The organism is Methylobacterium durans, from assembly GCF_003173715.1.
GTDB lineage: Bacteria > Pseudomonadota > Alphaproteobacteria > Rhizobiales > Beijerinckiaceae > Methylobacterium > Methylobacterium durans.
The window spans coordinates 1,371,844-1,387,482 of record NZ_CP029550.1 but is presented as its reverse complement, the minus strand read 5'-3'; the positions used below and the strand labels follow the sequence as shown (position 1 = coordinate 1,387,482).

General features: G+C 70.0%; 10 protein-coding genes and 2 pseudogenes. 5 read left to right on the top strand and 7 right to left on the bottom strand.

Going from position 1 to position 15,639, the window contains the following annotated elements; all coding sequences use genetic code 11:
• Positions 1-46: 46 nt before the first annotated feature.
• Positions 47-1,620: pseudogene (locus tag DK389_RS06405) on the bottom strand (hybrid sensor histidine kinase/response regulator); the annotation flags it as partial.
• Between the two features lie 405 nt (positions 1,621-2,025).
• Positions 2,026-3,111 (bottom strand): annotated as a pseudogene (locus DK389_RS33955) (PAS domain-containing protein); the annotation flags it as partial.
• Positions 3,112-3,567: 456 nt separating this feature from the next.
• Between DK389_RS33955 and DK389_RS06395 the strand changes: the two are divergent.
• Positions 3,568-4,248, top strand: a complete 681-nt coding sequence (locus DK389_RS06395) for a protein-L-isoaspartate(D-aspartate) O-methyltransferase (RefSeq protein WP_109888199.1) — start codon at positions 3,568-3,570, stop codon at positions 4,246-4,248.
• A gap of 140 nt (positions 4,249-4,388) precedes the next feature.
• Positions 4,389-4,733 (top strand): hypothetical protein, encoded by a 345-nt coding sequence (locus DK389_RS06390; protein ID WP_109888197.1) that lies wholly within the window; start codon positions 4,389-4,391, stop codon positions 4,731-4,733.
• Between the two features lie 96 nt (positions 4,734-4,829).
• On the opposite strand, the gene DK389_RS34910 is transcribed toward DK389_RS06390, so the two are convergent.
• Positions 4,830-4,955, bottom strand: a complete 126-nt coding sequence (locus DK389_RS34910; RefSeq protein WP_257791929.1) for a hypothetical protein — start codon at positions 4,953-4,955, stop codon at positions 4,830-4,832.
• Positions 4,956-5,687: 732 nt separating this feature from the next.
• On the opposite strand from DK389_RS34910, the gene DK389_RS06385 reads away from it, so the two are divergent.
• Positions 5,688-8,672 carry an ATP-binding protein gene (locus tag DK389_RS06385; protein WP_109888195.1) on the top strand — a complete coding sequence of 995 codons (2,985 nt, stop codon included), beginning with the start codon at positions 5,688-5,690 and terminating at the stop codon, positions 8,670-8,672.
• On the top strand, positions 8,669-9,319 hold the full coding sequence (locus DK389_RS06380) for a LuxR C-terminal-related transcriptional regulator (RefSeq protein WP_109888193.1): 651 nt from the start codon (positions 8,669-8,671) through the stop codon (positions 9,317-9,319). Before DK389_RS06385 ends, DK389_RS06380 begins: the two co-directional genes overlap by 4 nt.
• Before the next feature lie 3 nt (positions 9,320-9,322).
• On the opposite strand, the gene DK389_RS06375 is transcribed toward DK389_RS06380, so the two are convergent.
• The 4 genes from DK389_RS06375 to DK389_RS06360 form a co-directional block, all read right to left on the bottom strand.
• Complete coding sequence (locus DK389_RS06375) at positions 9,323-9,943, bottom strand: TetR/AcrR family transcriptional regulator (protein WP_109888191.1); 621 nt, start codon at positions 9,941-9,943, stop codon at positions 9,323-9,325.
• Positions 9,944-9,990: 47 nt separating this feature from the next.
• Positions 9,991-13,125, bottom strand: coding sequence for an efflux RND transporter permease subunit (locus DK389_RS06370; RefSeq protein ID WP_109888189.1), 3,135 nt, complete (start codon positions 13,123-13,125; stop codon positions 9,991-9,993).
• 37 nt (positions 13,126-13,162) lie between these two features.
• On the bottom strand, positions 13,163-14,254 hold the full coding sequence (locus DK389_RS06365; RefSeq protein WP_109888187.1) for an efflux RND transporter periplasmic adaptor subunit: 1,092 nt from the start codon (positions 14,252-14,254) through the stop codon (positions 13,163-13,165).
• 276 nt (positions 14,255-14,530) lie between these two features.
• Complete coding sequence (locus DK389_RS06360; RefSeq protein WP_109888185.1) at positions 14,531-14,902, bottom strand: hypothetical protein; 372 nt, start codon at positions 14,900-14,902, stop codon at positions 14,531-14,533.
• Positions 14,903-15,016: 114 nt separating this feature from the next.
• On the opposite strand from DK389_RS06360, the gene DK389_RS06355 reads away from it, so the two are divergent.
• Complete coding sequence (locus DK389_RS06355) at positions 15,017-15,634, top strand: DNA-3-methyladenine glycosylase (RefSeq protein WP_109888183.1); 618 nt, start codon at positions 15,017-15,019, stop codon at positions 15,632-15,634.
• Positions 15,635-15,639 lie beyond the last annotated feature (5 nt).

Below are 15,639 nucleotides of genomic sequence, written 5' to 3'. Positions count from 1 at the left end.
TCGATGTCCGCGACGTCCGCCCCGCATATCTCGCGACGCCCCGATCTCAGGCGGTCGGCGTCTCGATCATCTCCCGGATGCGGGCCGCGAGCGTCTCGACCGGGAACGGCTTGGTGATCATCTGCATCCCCGGCGCGAGGTGGTTCTCGCCGAAGGTCGCGTTCTCGGCGTAGCCCGTGATGAACAGCACCTTCAGGCCCGGGCGCGTCTCGCGGGCCTGATCGGCGAGCTGACGGCCGTTGAGGCCGGGCAGGCCGACATCGGTGATGAGCAGGTCGATGCGGCCGGGAGCCTGCAGAAGGCGCAGGCCGGCCGCGCCGTCGCCCGCCTGCAGGGCGCGATAGCCGAGATCGTGTAGGACCTCGACGATGAGGTTGCGGACCACCGCCTCGTCCTCGACCACGAGGACCGTCTCGCCGTCGCCGGCCCGCCGGCTCGGATCGAACCCGTCCGGCTCCGGAAGTGGCACGGCCTCACCCCGGTGGCGCGGCAGGTAGAGGGTGACGATCGTGCCCTGGCCGGACTCCGAGCGGATCGCTGCGTGTCCTTCCGACTGGCGCGCGAAGCCGTAGATCATGGAGAGGCCGAGCCCCGTTCCCTGACCGAGCGGCTTCGTGGTGAAGAAGGGGTCGAAGGCGCGCGCGATGACGTCCGACGTCATGCCGGAGCCGGTGTCGCCGACCGCGAGCGCGACGTAATCTCCCGCCGTGACTCCGGGATGGCGCGGGGCGATGTCGGCGCCGAGATGCGTGTTGCAGGTCTCGATCGTCAGGCTGCCGCCGTCCGGCATCGCGTCGCGGGCATTGATCGCGAGGTTGAGGATCGCGCTCTCGAGCTGGTTCGGGTCGCAGAGCGTCGGCCACAGCTCCGGCTCGGGTCGGATCGTCAGGGCGACCGCCTCTCCCAGGGTGCGCCGCAGGAGATCTTCGAGCGACGCGACGAGATCGTTGACCGCCACCGGCCGGGGCTCGAGGGGCTGGCGCCGGGCGAAGGCGAGCAGGCGGTGGGTCAGTGCGGCGGCGCGGTTGGCCGAGGTCATCGCGGCCTTGGCATAGCGCTCCAGCGTGTCGATGCGGCCCTGACCGAGGCGGGTCTGAAGCAGGTCGAGGGAGCCGACGATGCCGGTGAGAAGATTGTTGAAGTCGTGGGCGATGCCGCCGGTGAGCTGGCCGACCGCCTCCATCTTCTGTGCCTGCCGCAGCGCATCCTCGGTGGCGCGCAGGGCCTCGCCTTGCGCCCGCTCCACGGTCACGTCGCGCACCACGGCGTAGACGAGCCCGTCGCGGGGGACGGCGTTCCACGAGAGCCAGCGGATGGTGCCGTCGCGGCTCCGGTAGCGGTTCTCGAAGCCGACCACCTCCTCGCCCCGCTCCAGCCCGTGCAGGATGGTGATCGTCGCCGCTCGGTCCTCAGGGTGGACGAGATGCAGGAAGGGGCGCGCCCGCAGCGCCTCGGTGCTCCAGCCGAGGGTGGTCGCCCAGGCGGGGTTCAGGTTGAGGAAGTTTCCGTTGAAATCGGCGACGCACAGGAGATCGCGGCTCGTCCGCCACATCGCCTCCAGTTCCGGGTGCGCTCGGCGACCTGCCGCTCCAGCGAGCTGTTCAGCTCGCGCAGGGCATCCTCGGCGCGCGCCCGGACAAGGGCGTCCCAGGTGCGGGCGGCCACCTCCTCGACGAGGACGACCTCGTCGGGCCGAAAGCTCTGCCGAGCGTTCGACCGCACTTGGAGGATCGCCCGCAACGCACCGTCGCGAAGCAGCGGGACGTGGATGGCGGCGGGCCAGGTCGGCGCTCCGCGGGCCGCGGCGGCGGGGACGACGACGGTCTCGCCGCGCAGGAGCGCTGCGCGCACGCCCGCACCACTCGCCTCCGCCGCCACCGTGCCGGCCAGTTCGCCGTAGCCGACATGATCGACGTCGAGGTGGTTGCGCAGGGCCGCAGCCGCCGCGTCCATGATCGCGCGCGGCTCGGACAGGGCGAGCAGCGTCGCCGCGAGCGCGAGAAGGAAGGCGTGCTGCGCCTCTGCCGCCCTGCGCTCGTCGATGTCGATGGCGACTCCGATCCAGCTCGTGATCCGGCCGGCCGCGTCCCGCACGGGCTCCCCCCGCACCAGGAACCAGCGGTCCGCGCCGTCGCGCGCCCGGCGCAGCGGCATCTCGACCTCGTAGCGCTCGCCCGTCTGGACCGCCAAGCGCCACGCCTCCATCACGGTTGGCCGCCGCTCGGGTGGGTAGGCACGGATCCAGCCGTCCCCAATCGTCTCGTCGTGATCGAGCCCCGTATAGGCGTGCCAGAACGGGTTGCAGTAGGTCACGCAGCCCGTCGCGTCGGCGAAGAAGACCACCTGCGGGCTCACCTCGACGAGCGTGCGGAAGCGCGTCTCCGTCTCGGCGAGCGCCTCGTCCCGGGCGCGCTCGGCGGTGCGGTCGCGCAGGATCTTCAGGAAACCGTCGACGCGCCCGGCCTCGCCGCGCAGCGGCAGCATCTCGCCGGAGGCCCAGAAGCGCGAACCGTCCTTGCGCAGGTGCCAACGCTCGTCGCTCGCCCAGCCGCTCTCGCGTGCGCGCCCCATCTCCAAGTCGGCTCGGCCCGCGGCCCGATCCTCGGGCACGAAAATCCGGTCGACCGGCTCGCCGATCATCTCGGACGCGCTCCAGCCCAGGACGCGCTCCGCGCCGACGTTCCAGTTGGTGACGAGACCCGAGGAATCGGTCGCGACGATCGCAAAATCGACGGCGCCGTCGAAAATCGCCTGATAGCGTGCCTCGCTGCGGGCGAGCGATTGCCGCGCCTGCCGGTAGGAACTGACGTCGACCTGGCTTCCGAAATGGTAGAGGACTTCGCCCCCCGTGCCGAAGACCGGGCTGATGTAGAGTTCGTTCCAAAACGGAGTGCCGTCGATCCGGTAGTTCAGGATCTCGACCGCGATCTCGCGCTGCTCGGCGAGCGCCGCGCGGATCGCCACGACCTGTTCCGGATCGGTGTCCGGCCCCTGCAGGAAGCGGCAGTTGCGGCCGACCAGGCTCTCCGCGGAATAGCCCGACAATTCCTGGAAGGCGCGATTGACAAAGATGATCGGGTCGTCCGGAAGGTTCGGATCCGTGACGATCATCGGCATGCGGGTCTTCTCGACCGCCGCGAACAGGACGTCGCGCATCGCCGGCGTAGACCGGGTCGGTCCGGCGAGCTGCGACGTTTCCGGCTGCGCGAGGAGGCCGCGCAGCCGCGCGACCTCGACGGCCAGCGCGTCGCGCTCGTCCCGCAGCGCCGCCAGCTCGCCCGCTCCGTCCGCCGCTCCCATCCCCGCCTGCGCCATTCGCCCCCGTGAAGACCCGAATCCGGCTTCCTCCCCGGCGAGGCTGGAACCCGGTCCGGGCTCGCTTAGCGCATCGTTGCGAGCGGACAAAGGGCGGCTCCGCCGATCCTCCTCAGGGCTTTGCCCGCGCCGCCGCGAACCGCAACCGCAGGTAGAGCTGCAAATCATGGATCAACCGGATATCCGAGCGGGAACGCGCGCTCCGCGGCCATCTTGTTCCGATGGACCGACCATTCCGGGCGGGAGGCGGCCATGGCGGATTTCGCGCGGCGACGTGATCGCATGATCGAGCGGCAGATCATCGGGCGCGGACTGGCCGACGCCCGCGTCGTCACGGCGATGCGCGCCGTTCCCCGCGAGCGGTTCCTGCCTGAAGATCTCCGGGATTCGGCCTACGAGGACGGGCCGCTCCCGATCGGGGCCGGCCAGACGATCTCGCAGCCCTACATCGTCGCCCTGATGGTCGAGGCCGCGGCGATCCAGCCGGGCGACCGGGTGCTCGAGATCGGTGCCGGTTCCGGCTACGCGGCCGCCGTGATCAGCCACCTCGCGGGCGAGGTCGACGCGATCGAGCGGCACCCGGAACTCGCGCGGGCGGCCTCCCTCCGCCTCGCCGCGCTCGGCTTCGACACGGTGCGGGTTCATGCCGGCGACGGCACGCTCGGATTGCCGGAGCGGGCGCCCTTCGATGCCATCCTGTCCTCCGCCGGCGGCCCCGAGGTTCCCGATTGCCTCCGCCGGCAATTGCAGATCGGAGGCCGCCTCGTCATGCCGGTCGGCGGGCGCTCGGGCGATCAGACACTGGTGAAGGTCGTGCGCCGGGACGTCGACCGTTTCGACGCCGAGACGCTCGGGCCGGTCAGCTTCGTGCCCCTCATCGGCGCGAAGGGCTGGCGGGACGAGGCGCCGCGAACGCCTCTCGGCCTCCCCTGACACAGGCACTCGGCCCGGCCGGGCTTACCCGGACGGCTCCCGGCACCGCGCCCTCTCGAAAGGGTGTCGTCGTGGCCGGTTGCCCACCCTGACAGGCTCGCGCATCATCGGGCCTCTCCACTCTTTCGCGGAGAGCCGGCATGCGGGTGATCGAGACGCCGGATGGGCGCTACATCGTGCTGCTCGGCCGGCTCTGGCGTCGCCATCGCCCGGATCTCGAGCCCGTCTCGCGGGATCGGGGCCTGCGCGCCCTGATGGAGGCTCGCCGCGCGCTCCGGGCCGGGCGCAGGGCGAAGGATCCTCAGGCGCTCGCCGATGCGCGCATCGCGATCGAGGCGGCCAAGCGCGATCTCGGCGAGCGTGGGCCGATCTGGTGGACGGACGGGGCTCCAGATCTCGACCGGCGCCCGGTTGCGGCCACACCCTACGCAGCCTGGTACGCAGGACTGCCGCCCTCCGAGCGGTCGGAACCGCCGCCGCGCTGAGGGCGGGCGCCGCGGGACGCTTCCCCGGCGCGGCCAGGCGTGGCTGTGCGCGTCGATTGATGGGGCACGTCGCGTCGCCCGCTCGTCCTCGGAAGATCAGGCGAAGAGATGGAAGTCGACTGCGATGTTCTCGTCGCTCGTGGTCTGGAGGACCTTGAGATCCGAGGCGTGGAAGCGCGGCGCCAGAGCGTCGCCCGCGCGGACGAGGAGACGAGCGGTCATGTGCGCGAGCCGCGTCCACGAGTTCGATGCCCGAGCCTGATGATCCTGGAATGAAGCCTCGTCCGCAATCTACCAGCGATGACATGCCTCTATCGCATGGCTCTAACACTGTGCAAATTGAGCTCTGAACTATGGTACGGTGCTCAGCGCTTGATGCCGCTCCGAAGGTGCGCCGAGCCGATCTCTTCTCGAAGCACCATCACGTCGCGCTCGGCGTCGACGGATGCAACTGAGCTCAGAACGCGGCGCTAAGCCCTGCACACGCAAATTTCGGTTGTGCGCGTGTATTCACGAATGAGCAGAATCTGTGCGGCAGAATACGCAGTTGTCGCGGTGCTGACGTTCTATCGAATGTTAATCCCTGAGGACTCGTGGAGGCAGTGTTAGTACCCGTTCTAACACCAGTCTTCGTGTGGCAGAAAAGTTGTCACGGGGGGAAAATTCCAAATATCCGTTTGAGCGAAGCCGAAAGTCTCTTGTCAGCAATTTCCGCCCGTGCTCAAAATCGTACCAACCTGCAAGTGTGCAGAAGCGGACGGACCAGTGTCCTGGGTTGTTAGCACAGATCGGATTGGACGACTCGCCGGGGGAGGCCAACCCAAGTCACCCCGCGTCTGGCCATTCTCGTTCTACCTCTGCGTGTTTGCGCTTGTTCTCACGCTGCCGCTTCTCGGAATATTAACATTTGTTACGAGCCGGTTCATCCAGTCCGAGCGGTCCAAGCTTGAGGGCGTGTCCATCGAGGCGAACATCGATCTCGGCCTCCTCGTCGAGCGCGACCTCATCACGCTGATCGCTGCACTCAAGGCGCTCGGCGCCTCTCCGATCGTCGACAACGACATCGCGCGCTTTCGTCACCAGGGCCGCGAGGCGCTGGCCGGCCGGCCGGGCGAGCTGATGCTGCTCGACCGTGCCGGGCGTGACCTGCTGGCGGAGGGCGGGCCCCACTGGGTGCCGGAGGTCCTGAGGCCCTCGGCCGCCACATGGGCGCAGGAGCCCGGGCACGTCTCGATCTCCGACCTCCTGCCCTACGTGCCGGGGCGGGGGCGCCAGGTCACGGTCTCGCTGCCCGTCAACTCGCCCTCGGGCGAGCGCTACGTCCTGCTCTTCGCCGTCCAGCCCTCGCACTTCACCACGCTGATGCAATCGGCGCGGCTCGCGCCGCCGCATTTCGGCGCACTCGTCGATCGGACCGGCGCCATGATCGCCCGCACCGTCGAGAGCGACCGCTTCATGGGCACGCGCGTCACGGACCTCTCGGCGATGGAGGGCGCGACGGGCCGGGTCGATGCGACGAACGTCGGAGGGGTCGAGGTCCGGCGCTTCTACCGCCGCTCGCCGATCTCGGGCTGGTACGTGCTGACCTCCGTCTCGCACGCGGCTCTGCAAAAATCGACTCGTCAGAGCCTCTGGCTGCTGGCCGCAGTGGCGGCCTCGCTCATGCTGATCGCGGTGCCGTGCGCCGTGATCCTCACGCGACGGATGCGCTACGCGGCGCGGCTCACCAAGGAGGCCGCCCGCCAGCTCGTGCGCGGCGAGCCGATCGACCGGCGCAGCACCGGCATCGCCGAGTCGGACATGGTCTGCCATATCCTCGCCGAGGCTTCGGACCGCCTGCGCGACCAGGCCGAGAGCCTGCGCAGCACCAATCAGGACCTGGAGCGGCGCGTAGCCGACCGCACGCGGGAACTCGCCGACAGCCACGTGCTGACCGAGAGCATCCTCGAGAACAGCCCCGACATCATCAAGGTCCTTGACGTGCGCGGGCGCGTGATCTTCTCGAACGAGCGCTGCCGCACCCTGCACGGCGAGGATCCGCGCGTCGCCGCGAAGGGACGCCTCTGGTCGACGTTCTGGCCCGGCGAGGGCGGCAAGGCCGCCCGCGAGGCGATCGCGCTGGCCCAGCGCGGCCGTCCGAGCCGGTTCACGGCTTGGCGCCGGGCGGAGAGCGGCGAGCAGCACTGGCTCGACGTGCTGGTGACGCCGATGGTGGGGGCCGACGGCCTGACCCGCCGGATCCTTGCCATCTCCCGCGACGTCACCGCCCATCACGCCCGCGACGAGGAGTTGCAGGTCGCCAAGGAGCGGGCCGAGGCCGCCTCGGTCGCCAAGGCCGACTTCCTGGCGACGATGAGCCACGAGCTGCGCACGCCGCTCAACGGCATCCTCGGCTACGCCGACCTCCTCGGCTCGGACCGGACCTTGAGCCAGTCGCAGAGCCGGCGCATCAGCCGCATCCAGGACGCGGCGAGCGGCCTCCTGCGCATCGTCAACGACATCCTCGACCTCGCCAAGATCGAGGCCGGCGACGTCACCCTGGAGCTGCGGCCGTTCTCGCTGAAGGATCTCGTCGAGAAGGCGTCCGCCATCGTCATGCCGATGGCGCAGGCGAAGCATCTCGTCCTCGACATCGAGATCCAGGATGGCCTGCCCCCGGCGCTCCTCGGCGACCCGGACCGGCTCAAGCAGATCATGCTGAACCTGCTCGGCAACGCCATCAAGTTCACCGAGACCGGGCGCGTCGTCCTGCGGGCCGAGGCACCGCCGGCGACGGACGGACGCTGCCGCCTGACCATCCAGATCACCGACACCGGCATCGGCATCCCGGCCGAGCTGCAGCATCTCCTGTTCCAACGCTTCTCGCAGGTGGATGCGGGCAGCGAGCGGCGCTTCGGGGGGGCTGGCCTCGGCCTCGCCATCTCGCGCCACCTCATCGAGCAGATGGGCGGCCGCATCGAGGTCGAGAGCGCGCTGGGCACCGGCTCGACCTTCCGTCTCGATCTCGATCTGGCGGTGGCCGACATGTCGACAGGGCCCGCCGAGGATGTTCCGCTGGCCTGCAGCGCCTTCGAGGCGAACGTGCTCGTCGTCGAGGACATCTCGCTCAACCGGGAGCTGATCGGTGAATTGCTCACCGCTCTCGGCGCCAGCGTCGACATCGTCTCCTCCGGCGAGGAGGCGATCGCCGCCGTCCAGGCCAAGTCCTACGACCTCGTCCTGATGGACGAGCAGATGCCCGGGATGAGCGGCAGCGCCGCGACCCGCATCATCCGCAGCCTCGACCACCCCTCGCACGACGTGCCCGTCATCGCCTGCTCGGCCGACGTGCTCTCGCACCACCTGCGCCGCTTCGAGGAGGCGGGGATGAACGGCCATGTCGGCAAGCCGCTGACCCAGGCCGCGCTCGCGAAGGTGCTGATCCGCTACGCCTTCCGGCTACGCACGCAGCCGGTGCGCCGCGAGGCGCCGCTTCCGGTCGTCGCCAGCCCCGAAGCGTCGACCTCGGGCAGGCACTGGCTGTCGGAAGAGCGCCTCGACGCCGCGCGTGGGAACCTCCGCGAGGACATCCGCATTCTGCGCGACACGATTCGGGCCGGCGACTACGAGGCCGCCGCCTGCAAGGCGCACGCGATGATCTCGACGGCCTGCATCCTCGACTTTCCCGGCCTCAGCAAGGCCGCCCAGTCCTTCGAGGCCGCCTGCAAGGGCGGCGCGCCGGACGGGCCCGAGCGCGCCCACTTCCTCGCCTGCCTCGACGAGACGGTCGCGGCCATCGGCGAGGCTCGCGCCGCGCAGCGCGCGCGCGTCATCGTCGTGCCAGAGACAGCTGTACCGCCGGCCGAGTCGCCCGCCGAACCTGACGGCGGCGTCATGGCCTCCTCCTATCCAACGAGCCTCATGAAGCGGCTCCGCTCACGCGCAGGTGACAGACCATGAGCAGTCCAGGCGCCGTCGCCCTCGTCGCCGACGATCACGAATTGTTTCGTGCCGCCGTCTCCGACCTCCTGAAGCGCGATTGCGGCTTCACCTCGGTCATCGAGGTGGGTTCCCTCGACGAGGCCATGCAGGTGCTCGGGGAGCATCCGGAGATCAGCCTCGCCTCCTTCGACCTCGCCATGCCGGGCGTCGGCAACGCCACCAGCCTGCGCAGCGTGCGCGAGGTGTTTCCGAAGGTGCGAGTCGTCGTCGTCACGGGTTCGGGCGGGCGCGAGGACATCCTGCTCGCCCTGCAGGCGGGTCTGCACGGTTACGTCCCGAAGACGCTCGGTATCTCCGAGATCGCCAACGCCTTCCGCACGGTGCTCGCGGGCAGCATCTACGTGCCCTCCGCGGTGACCGAGCTGCCGCCGCAATCGGCGCCCCCGGCCGTTCCCGTGCCGGCGCGGCTTCCGGAACTCACCGGCAAGCTCACCCCGCGCCAGCAGGACGTGCTGCGCCTGATCCGCTGCGGCCGCTCCAACAAGGAGATCGCGATCGCCCTCGGGCTGACCGAGAACACGGTGAAGGTGCACGCCAACGCCCTCTACCGGGCCCTCGGCGTCCACAACCGCTACGGCGCGGCCCACATGGCCGACCCCGCCTGACCCTCAGCCCGTCCCCAATCCCGTCAGCAAAAAATCGGTCATCTCGTCGATTGTCGGCTGCTCGCGGTCTGCGCATTGGGCGATCAGGGCGGGGTGGCAGAAGCGCACGATCGCGGTCTGCACGCAGCGCGCCGCCGCCCGCGGGTCCACAGCCCGGAACTCGCCGCTGCGCACGCCCTCCGTCACGAGGACGACGAGCAATTCCTCCACGCGGTCGATATGGCCGTGGATGACTTCCCAACTCTCGGCCATCGCCACCTCGACCATGTCGTGCATGCGGCGGTTGGCCGTGAACTGGCCCGCGCTCATCGCGTGCGTGGTCCGCAGGAACCGGCGCAGGCGCTCGCGGGCGGGCGAACAGGATTCCGAGACGATCCGGCCGAGCTCCGCCTCGATCTGCGCGAGCAGCCGCTCGGCAACCGCCTCGTTCAGCGCCTTCTTGGACGGGAAGAAGCGGTAGACGTTGCCGGGGCTCATGCGCAGGGCCGCCGCGATATCGGCGACCGTCGTCTTCCGGTAGCCCATGTCGCGGAACAGCCGCTCGGCGATCGTGAGGATGCGCGATCGCAGGTCGCTGGTGTCCGGGTCGGTCGCGGCGTCGCGGGCTAGGTCGGTCACGGTCATCGGTGGCAGAACGCTTGTACGCAGAATAGGTCCATCCGGGCGGCCCGTCATTCTGCCGCGATGGCGAGGTGGTGGACCGGGGAACGGGCCTCAGTTTGAGCGTCGGGCGCTCCCTCGTCCAGCCTGCGGCGGAACCAGAGGGCGTAGAGGGCGGGGAAGAACAGCAAAGTCAGGAAGGTCGCGACGAACAGCCCGCCCATGATGGTGATCGCCATCGGCCCCCAGAAGGCACTGCGCGAGAGCGGGATCATCGCGAGGATCGCCGCCAGCGCCGTCAGCACCACGGGACGGGCCCGGCGCACCGTCGCCTCGACGATGGCCTGCCCCCGGCTATGATGGCCCGAAGCCACGTCCGTCTCGATCTGGTCGACGAGGATGACGGCGTTGCGCATGATCATCCCGGCAAGCGCGATCAGCCCGAGGAGTGCCACGAATCCGAAGGGCTTGCCCGAGAGGTTGAGGCCGAGCGAGGCCCCGATCAGCCCGAGCGGCGCGGTGAGGAAGACGAGGAAGAGGCGCGAGAAGCTCTGCAGCTGGATCATCAGCAGGGTGAGCATCGCGAGGATCATCACGGGGAAGAGTACGAAGAGCGAGGCGTTCGCCTTGTCCGCCTCCTCGACGGCCCCGCCGATCTCGAGCCGGTAGCCAGGCGCCAGCGAATCCCGGATCGGTTTGAGCTGCGGCCAGATCGCGTTCGTCACGTCGGGCGGCTGCACGCCGTCGACGACGTCCGCCCGCACGGTGATCGCCATGTCGCGGTTGCGCCGCCACAGGATCGGTTCCTCGTGGGCGAATTCGAGCCGGGCGACCTGCGCAACCGGCACGGCGAGGCCGTTGCGGGCGAGCACCGTGAGGTCGCCGACGCGGCCGAGGTCGAGCCTCTCGGCGGCGTTCGCGCGGGCCACCACGCCCACCTGCTCGATGCCCTCGCGCACCGCCGTCACGGTGATGCCGGTCAAGAGGGTCTGCAGGGTCTGCGACACGTCCTGCACGTTGAGGCCGAGCGCCCGGGCGCGCTCCTGGTCGACGACGAGGCGGACGCTGGGTGCCATCTCGTTCCAGTCGAGCTGCGCCTCCACCGTCTTGTCATTGCCGCGCACGACGTCGCGGACACGGTACGCGACGTCGCGCACGCGGGCGGGATCAGGGCCCACCACGCGGAATTGCACGGGGAAGCCGACCGGCGGCCCGAAATTGAAGCGATCGACGCGGACCCGCGCCTCCGCCAGCGCGCCGCCCGCCACCGCCTTCTCGAGACGCGCCTTGACGCGCTCGCGCGCCGCCACGCCCCTGGCCACGATGACGATCTCGGCATAGGCCTCGTTCGGCAGTTCCGGGTTGAGGCCGAGCCAGAAGCGCGGCGAGCCTTGCCCGACATAGGCGGTGTAGGTCGCGACGTCCGGGTCATCCCGCCCGATCAGCGCCTCGGCGCGCTCCACGCTCGCCCGCGTGGCGCCGATCGACGTTCCCTGCGGCAGCCGCAATTGCAGGAACAGCTCGGGCCGCTCGGAGAGCGGGAAGAATTGCTGCTGCACGTGCCCGAAGCCGACGACCGAGCCGACGAAGATGGCGAGCGTCGCGAGCACGGTCGTCTTGCGCCAGCGCACGCAGGCCTGAATGACCCGGCGCAGCGTCCGGTAGAGGCGGGTGTCGTAGAGCGCGTCCGGGTCGCCATGCACGGCGTGACGCTTGGCGAGATCCTTCGGCAGCAGCAGCACGCCGAGATAGGGCGTGAACACAACGGCCACGAGCCAGGACACGACGAGGGCGATTGCCACCACCCAGAAGATGCCGCCCGCATACTCGCCCGTGGAGGAATTGGCGAAGCCCACCGGCAGGAATCCCGCCACCGTGACGAGCGTGCCGGTGAGCATCGGGAAGGCGGTCGATTCCCAGGCGAAGGCGGCGGCCCGCATCCGGTCCCAGCCCTGCTCCATCTTCACCACCATCATCTCGACGGCGATGATGGCGTCGTCGACGAGCAGGCCCAGCGCGATGATGAGGGCGCCCAGCGTGATGCGGTGCAGGTCGATGCCCATGGCCTGCATCACCACGAAGGTCATGGCGAGCACGAGCGGTACCGAGAGCGCCACCACGATGCCGGTGCGCCAGCCGAGCGACAGGAAGCTGACGAGCAGCACGATCGCGAGCGCCTCCACGAAGGAATGCTCGAACTCCGAGACCGCCTCCTCGACCACCTTCGGCTGGTCGGCGATCTGCTCCGCCGAGATGCCTTGCGGCACTGCCTGCATGAACTCGCCGGTCGCGGCCCCGACCGCCTTGCCGAAATCCAGGATGTTGGCGCCGCGCGCCATCACGACGCCGACGCCGAGGGCGGGCTCGCCGCGCTGGCGCACGAGCTGGTCCGGCGGGTCGGCGTATCCGCGGCTGACGCTCGCAACGTCCCCGAGGCGGAAGGTGCGGCCGTTCGCCTCGACCGGCGTCTCGGCCACCGCACGTACGCCGTCGAGCGCCCCGGTGACCCGCAGCGGGATCCGCTGCGCGCCCGTCTCGACGGTGCCGGCGGGCGTCACCGCGTTCTGGCGGGCGAGTGACTCGAACAGGGTCTGGGGCGTCAGCCCAAGGGTCGCGAGCTTGGCGTGACTGAATTCCACGAAGATCCGCGGCTCCTGCACCCCGTAAAGGTTCACCTTGACAACGCCCTCGACCTTGAGGAGGCGCTGGCGCAGGCCCTCGGCCACCTTCTTCAGCTGCCCGTAATCGGCGCCGGCGCCGGTCAGCATGTAGAGGATCGAATCGACGTCGCCGTACTCGTCGTTGACGCTCGGGCCGATCACGCCGGCCGGCAATTCGCCCCGCACGTCGTCGAGCTTCTTGCGGATCTGGTAGAACAGGGCCGGCACCTGGGCGGCCGGCGTGTTGTCCCGGAAGGTGACCTGCATCGCCGCGAAGGAGGGCTTCGCGTAGGTCATCACCTTCTCGAAATGGGGAAGCGTCTGCAGCTTCTTCTCGATCCGGTCGGCGACCTGATCCTGCATCTCCCGGGCCGTCGCGCCGGGCCAGATTGCGGTGACGACCGCCACCTTGATCGTGAAGTTCGGGTCCTCGGCCCGGCCGAGACGCAGGAACGCGAGGGTGCCGCTCGCCGCGACGGCGAGGATCAGGAACAGCACCACCGCCCGGTGGTGGACCGCCCATTCGGAGAGGTTGAAGCGCTTCATGGGATCGTCTCCCTGGCGGACGCGCTGGGGCGCCGCCTCAATATTCCAGCGCCTCGACCACGCGCACGCGCTGGCCGGGATCGAGCTTCTGGACGCCGAGCCGCACGACGCGGTCACCGTCCGCGAGACCGGAGACGACGAGCGCCTCCTGTGCCTCGTAGGCCGCGACCGTGACCGGCTTCAGCGTGAGCCGCCCCTCCTCGTCCACCGTCCAGACGGCGGGGCCGGTGCCCTGGTTGAAGAGCGCCGCGAGGGGCAGGCGCATCACCCGCTCGGCGGAATCGGCCGTCAGCGTGACAGTCGCCGTCATGCCGAGCTGCACGGCGGCATCGGCTTCGGGCAGGGAGAATCGGGCGAGGTAGGTGCGGGTAGCGGCGTCCGCGGCGGGGGCGAGCTCGCGCAGGCGGGCTTGGTAGCGGACATTCGGCTGCGACCAGAGCGCGACGCTCGCCCCGTTCTCCCGCGCCCGGCCGACGAGAGCCTCGGGCACGGCCACCACGGCCTCGCGCTCGGCGGTGCGGGCGAGGCGGATCGCAGCTTGGCCCGGCGCCACCACCTGCCCGGGCTCGACGGATGTCGCGGTGATGACGCCGTCCGCATCCGCGCTCAGTACGGCGTAGGAGGCGGCGTTGCGCGCGAGGTTCAGCGCCCGCTCCGCCCGGAGCAGGCGGCTGCGCGCCTCTTCGGTCGCCGATTTCTGGCGGTCCGTGACGGCGGTCGCGGTCCAGCCCTGCGTCGCGAGGGTGAGGGTGCGCTTCAGGTCGGCCTCGGCCTGCTCGACCGCCACGCTCGCGGCCCGTCGCTCGGCCTCCGCCTGCTCGGTCTGGAGGTTCAGGTCGATCTCGTCGAGGGTGGCGAGCGCTTGGCCCGCCGCGACCACGTCCCCGACATTGACGAGGCGGCGGGCGACCTTGCCCTGCACGCGGAAGCCGAGATCGCTCTCGATGCGCGGGCGGATCGTGCCGACGAAGCTGCGCTCGGGCACCCGGCTCTCGGCGGCGACGCGCTGGACGAGGACCGGACGACTCGTCTCGGGCCGGGCGGCGGGGGCCTGCGCCTCGTTGCAGGCGCCAAGCGCCAGGGCGGTGAGCCCGAGAACGGGGACGGCGAGAAAGGGAGACCACACCATGGGAGCCCTCGCAGTTTGGGGCATCCGGATCCGTCCGGCAGCAATACGCTGACACAAAATTGACGATCGTCAATAATCGTCAATTTCTGAAAAGTCGGTGCGACGCAGGTCCTGGGCGTCGGTGCTGGCTCGAAGTCTGAATGATTTCAGTGCTTTGCGGCTGTTCCAGAGAGCCGGCAGGAGCCCGCCAGAGGCATTCCCGAGTGTGCGCGAGAGCACATGAGCCCCGCCAATGCGCTGGCTGGCGCGGTAGCGGCGGGCGGGCTCGTGCCACTTTCAGTCGAGCGGGTCGATGCCGGCGTAAGGGATGGGCCGCGGCCCGAATCGCGTTTCGAAGAGCCCGATCCGGGCCTGCACCTCGACCGGGATGTAGGGGCCGGGCGGATAGACGACGGGCGTGTCGACGATGATCTCCCGCACGACGTGCGGCGGCCGATAGACGACCGGCCGCTCGACGATGACCTCCCGCACGACGCGCCGCGGCGGCAGCACGATCGGCCGCTCCACGATGGTGCGACGGGTCACGACGGGCGGCGGGACCTCATCGTAGGGCTCGAAAAAGTCGGCGGCACGGGCCGGCACTGTCCCGGCGGCGAGGCCCGCACCGAGCGTCAGGACGCCGAGCACCGACACTGCGATCCGTCTCATACCCTTCGTCTCCGAATAGGATGCCGGTCCAAGCGCTGCGGCCGGGCATCCGAGGCGCGCGGCCCGAGTTTGGCTGATTCGCGCGCCGCTTGCGCTGAGCTTTCGCGAGGATTCGTGCGATGGAGACCCACCGTCCCCCGCTTCGGCAGCCCTCTCCGACACCATGACCCTGCCCCCGCGTTCTTCGACCGCCCGGCCGCGCGCGTCGCCCCGGACCTGATCGGCTGGGGGCTCTCGGTCGCTGGAATCGGTGGCGTGATCGTCGAGACGGAAGCCTATGACCGGACCGATCCGGCCTCGCACAGCTTCACGGGGCCGACGCGCCGCAACGCCAGCATGTTCGGTGCGCCGGCCCACGCCTACATCTACCGCTCCTACGGCCTGCACTGGTGCCTCAACGTAGTCTGCGAGCCGGGCAGCGCCGTCCTGATCCGGGCGATCGCGCCGACCCGCGGCCTCGACGTGATGCGGGCGCGCCGGGCCATCGCCGATCCGCGCCTGCTCTGCTCGGGCCCCGGGCGGCTGTGCCAAGCGCTCGGGATCACGGGCGAGCAGGACGGCCTGCCCCTCGACCAGGCACCCTTCCGGATCGAGCCGGGCACGCCGAACGGGGCGATCGCGGTCGGCCCGCGGATCGGCATCACCCGCGGGGCCGAGACGCCCTGGCGCTTCGTCCTCGCCGGGTCTCCCTTCGTGAGCCGCCGGGCGCGGATCCGGGCGGCCTCGATCTGAGCCTT

Coding starts and splice junctions, on each gene's coding strand:
- DK389_RS06365 (WP_109888187.1), bottom strand. CDS start 14,254: ATGGTGTGGTCTCCCTTTCTCGCCGTCCCCGTTCTCGGGCTCACCGCC.
- DK389_RS06390 (WP_109888197.1), top strand. CDS start 4,389: ATGCGGGTGATCGAGACGCCGGATGGGCGCTACATCGTGCTGCTCGGC.
- DK389_RS06375 (WP_109888191.1), bottom strand. CDS start 9,943: ATGACCGTGACCGACCTAGCCCGCGACGCCGCGACCGACCCGGACACC.
- DK389_RS06395 (WP_109888199.1), top strand. CDS start 3,568: ATGGCGGATTTCGCGCGGCGACGTGATCGCATGATCGAGCGGCAGATC.
- DK389_RS06370 (WP_109888189.1), bottom strand. CDS start 13,125: ATGAAGCGCTTCAACCTCTCCGAATGGGCGGTCCACCACCGGGCGGTG.
- DK389_RS06380 (WP_109888193.1), top strand. CDS start 8,669: ATGAGCAGTCCAGGCGCCGTCGCCCTCGTCGCCGACGATCACGAATTG.
- DK389_RS34910 (WP_257791929.1), bottom strand. CDS start 4,955: ATGACCGCTCGTCTCCTCGTCCGCGCGGGCGACGCTCTGGCGCCGCGC.
- DK389_RS06360 (WP_109888185.1), bottom strand. CDS start 14,902: ATGAGACGGATCGCAGTGTCGGTGCTCGGCGTCCTGACGCTCGGTGCG.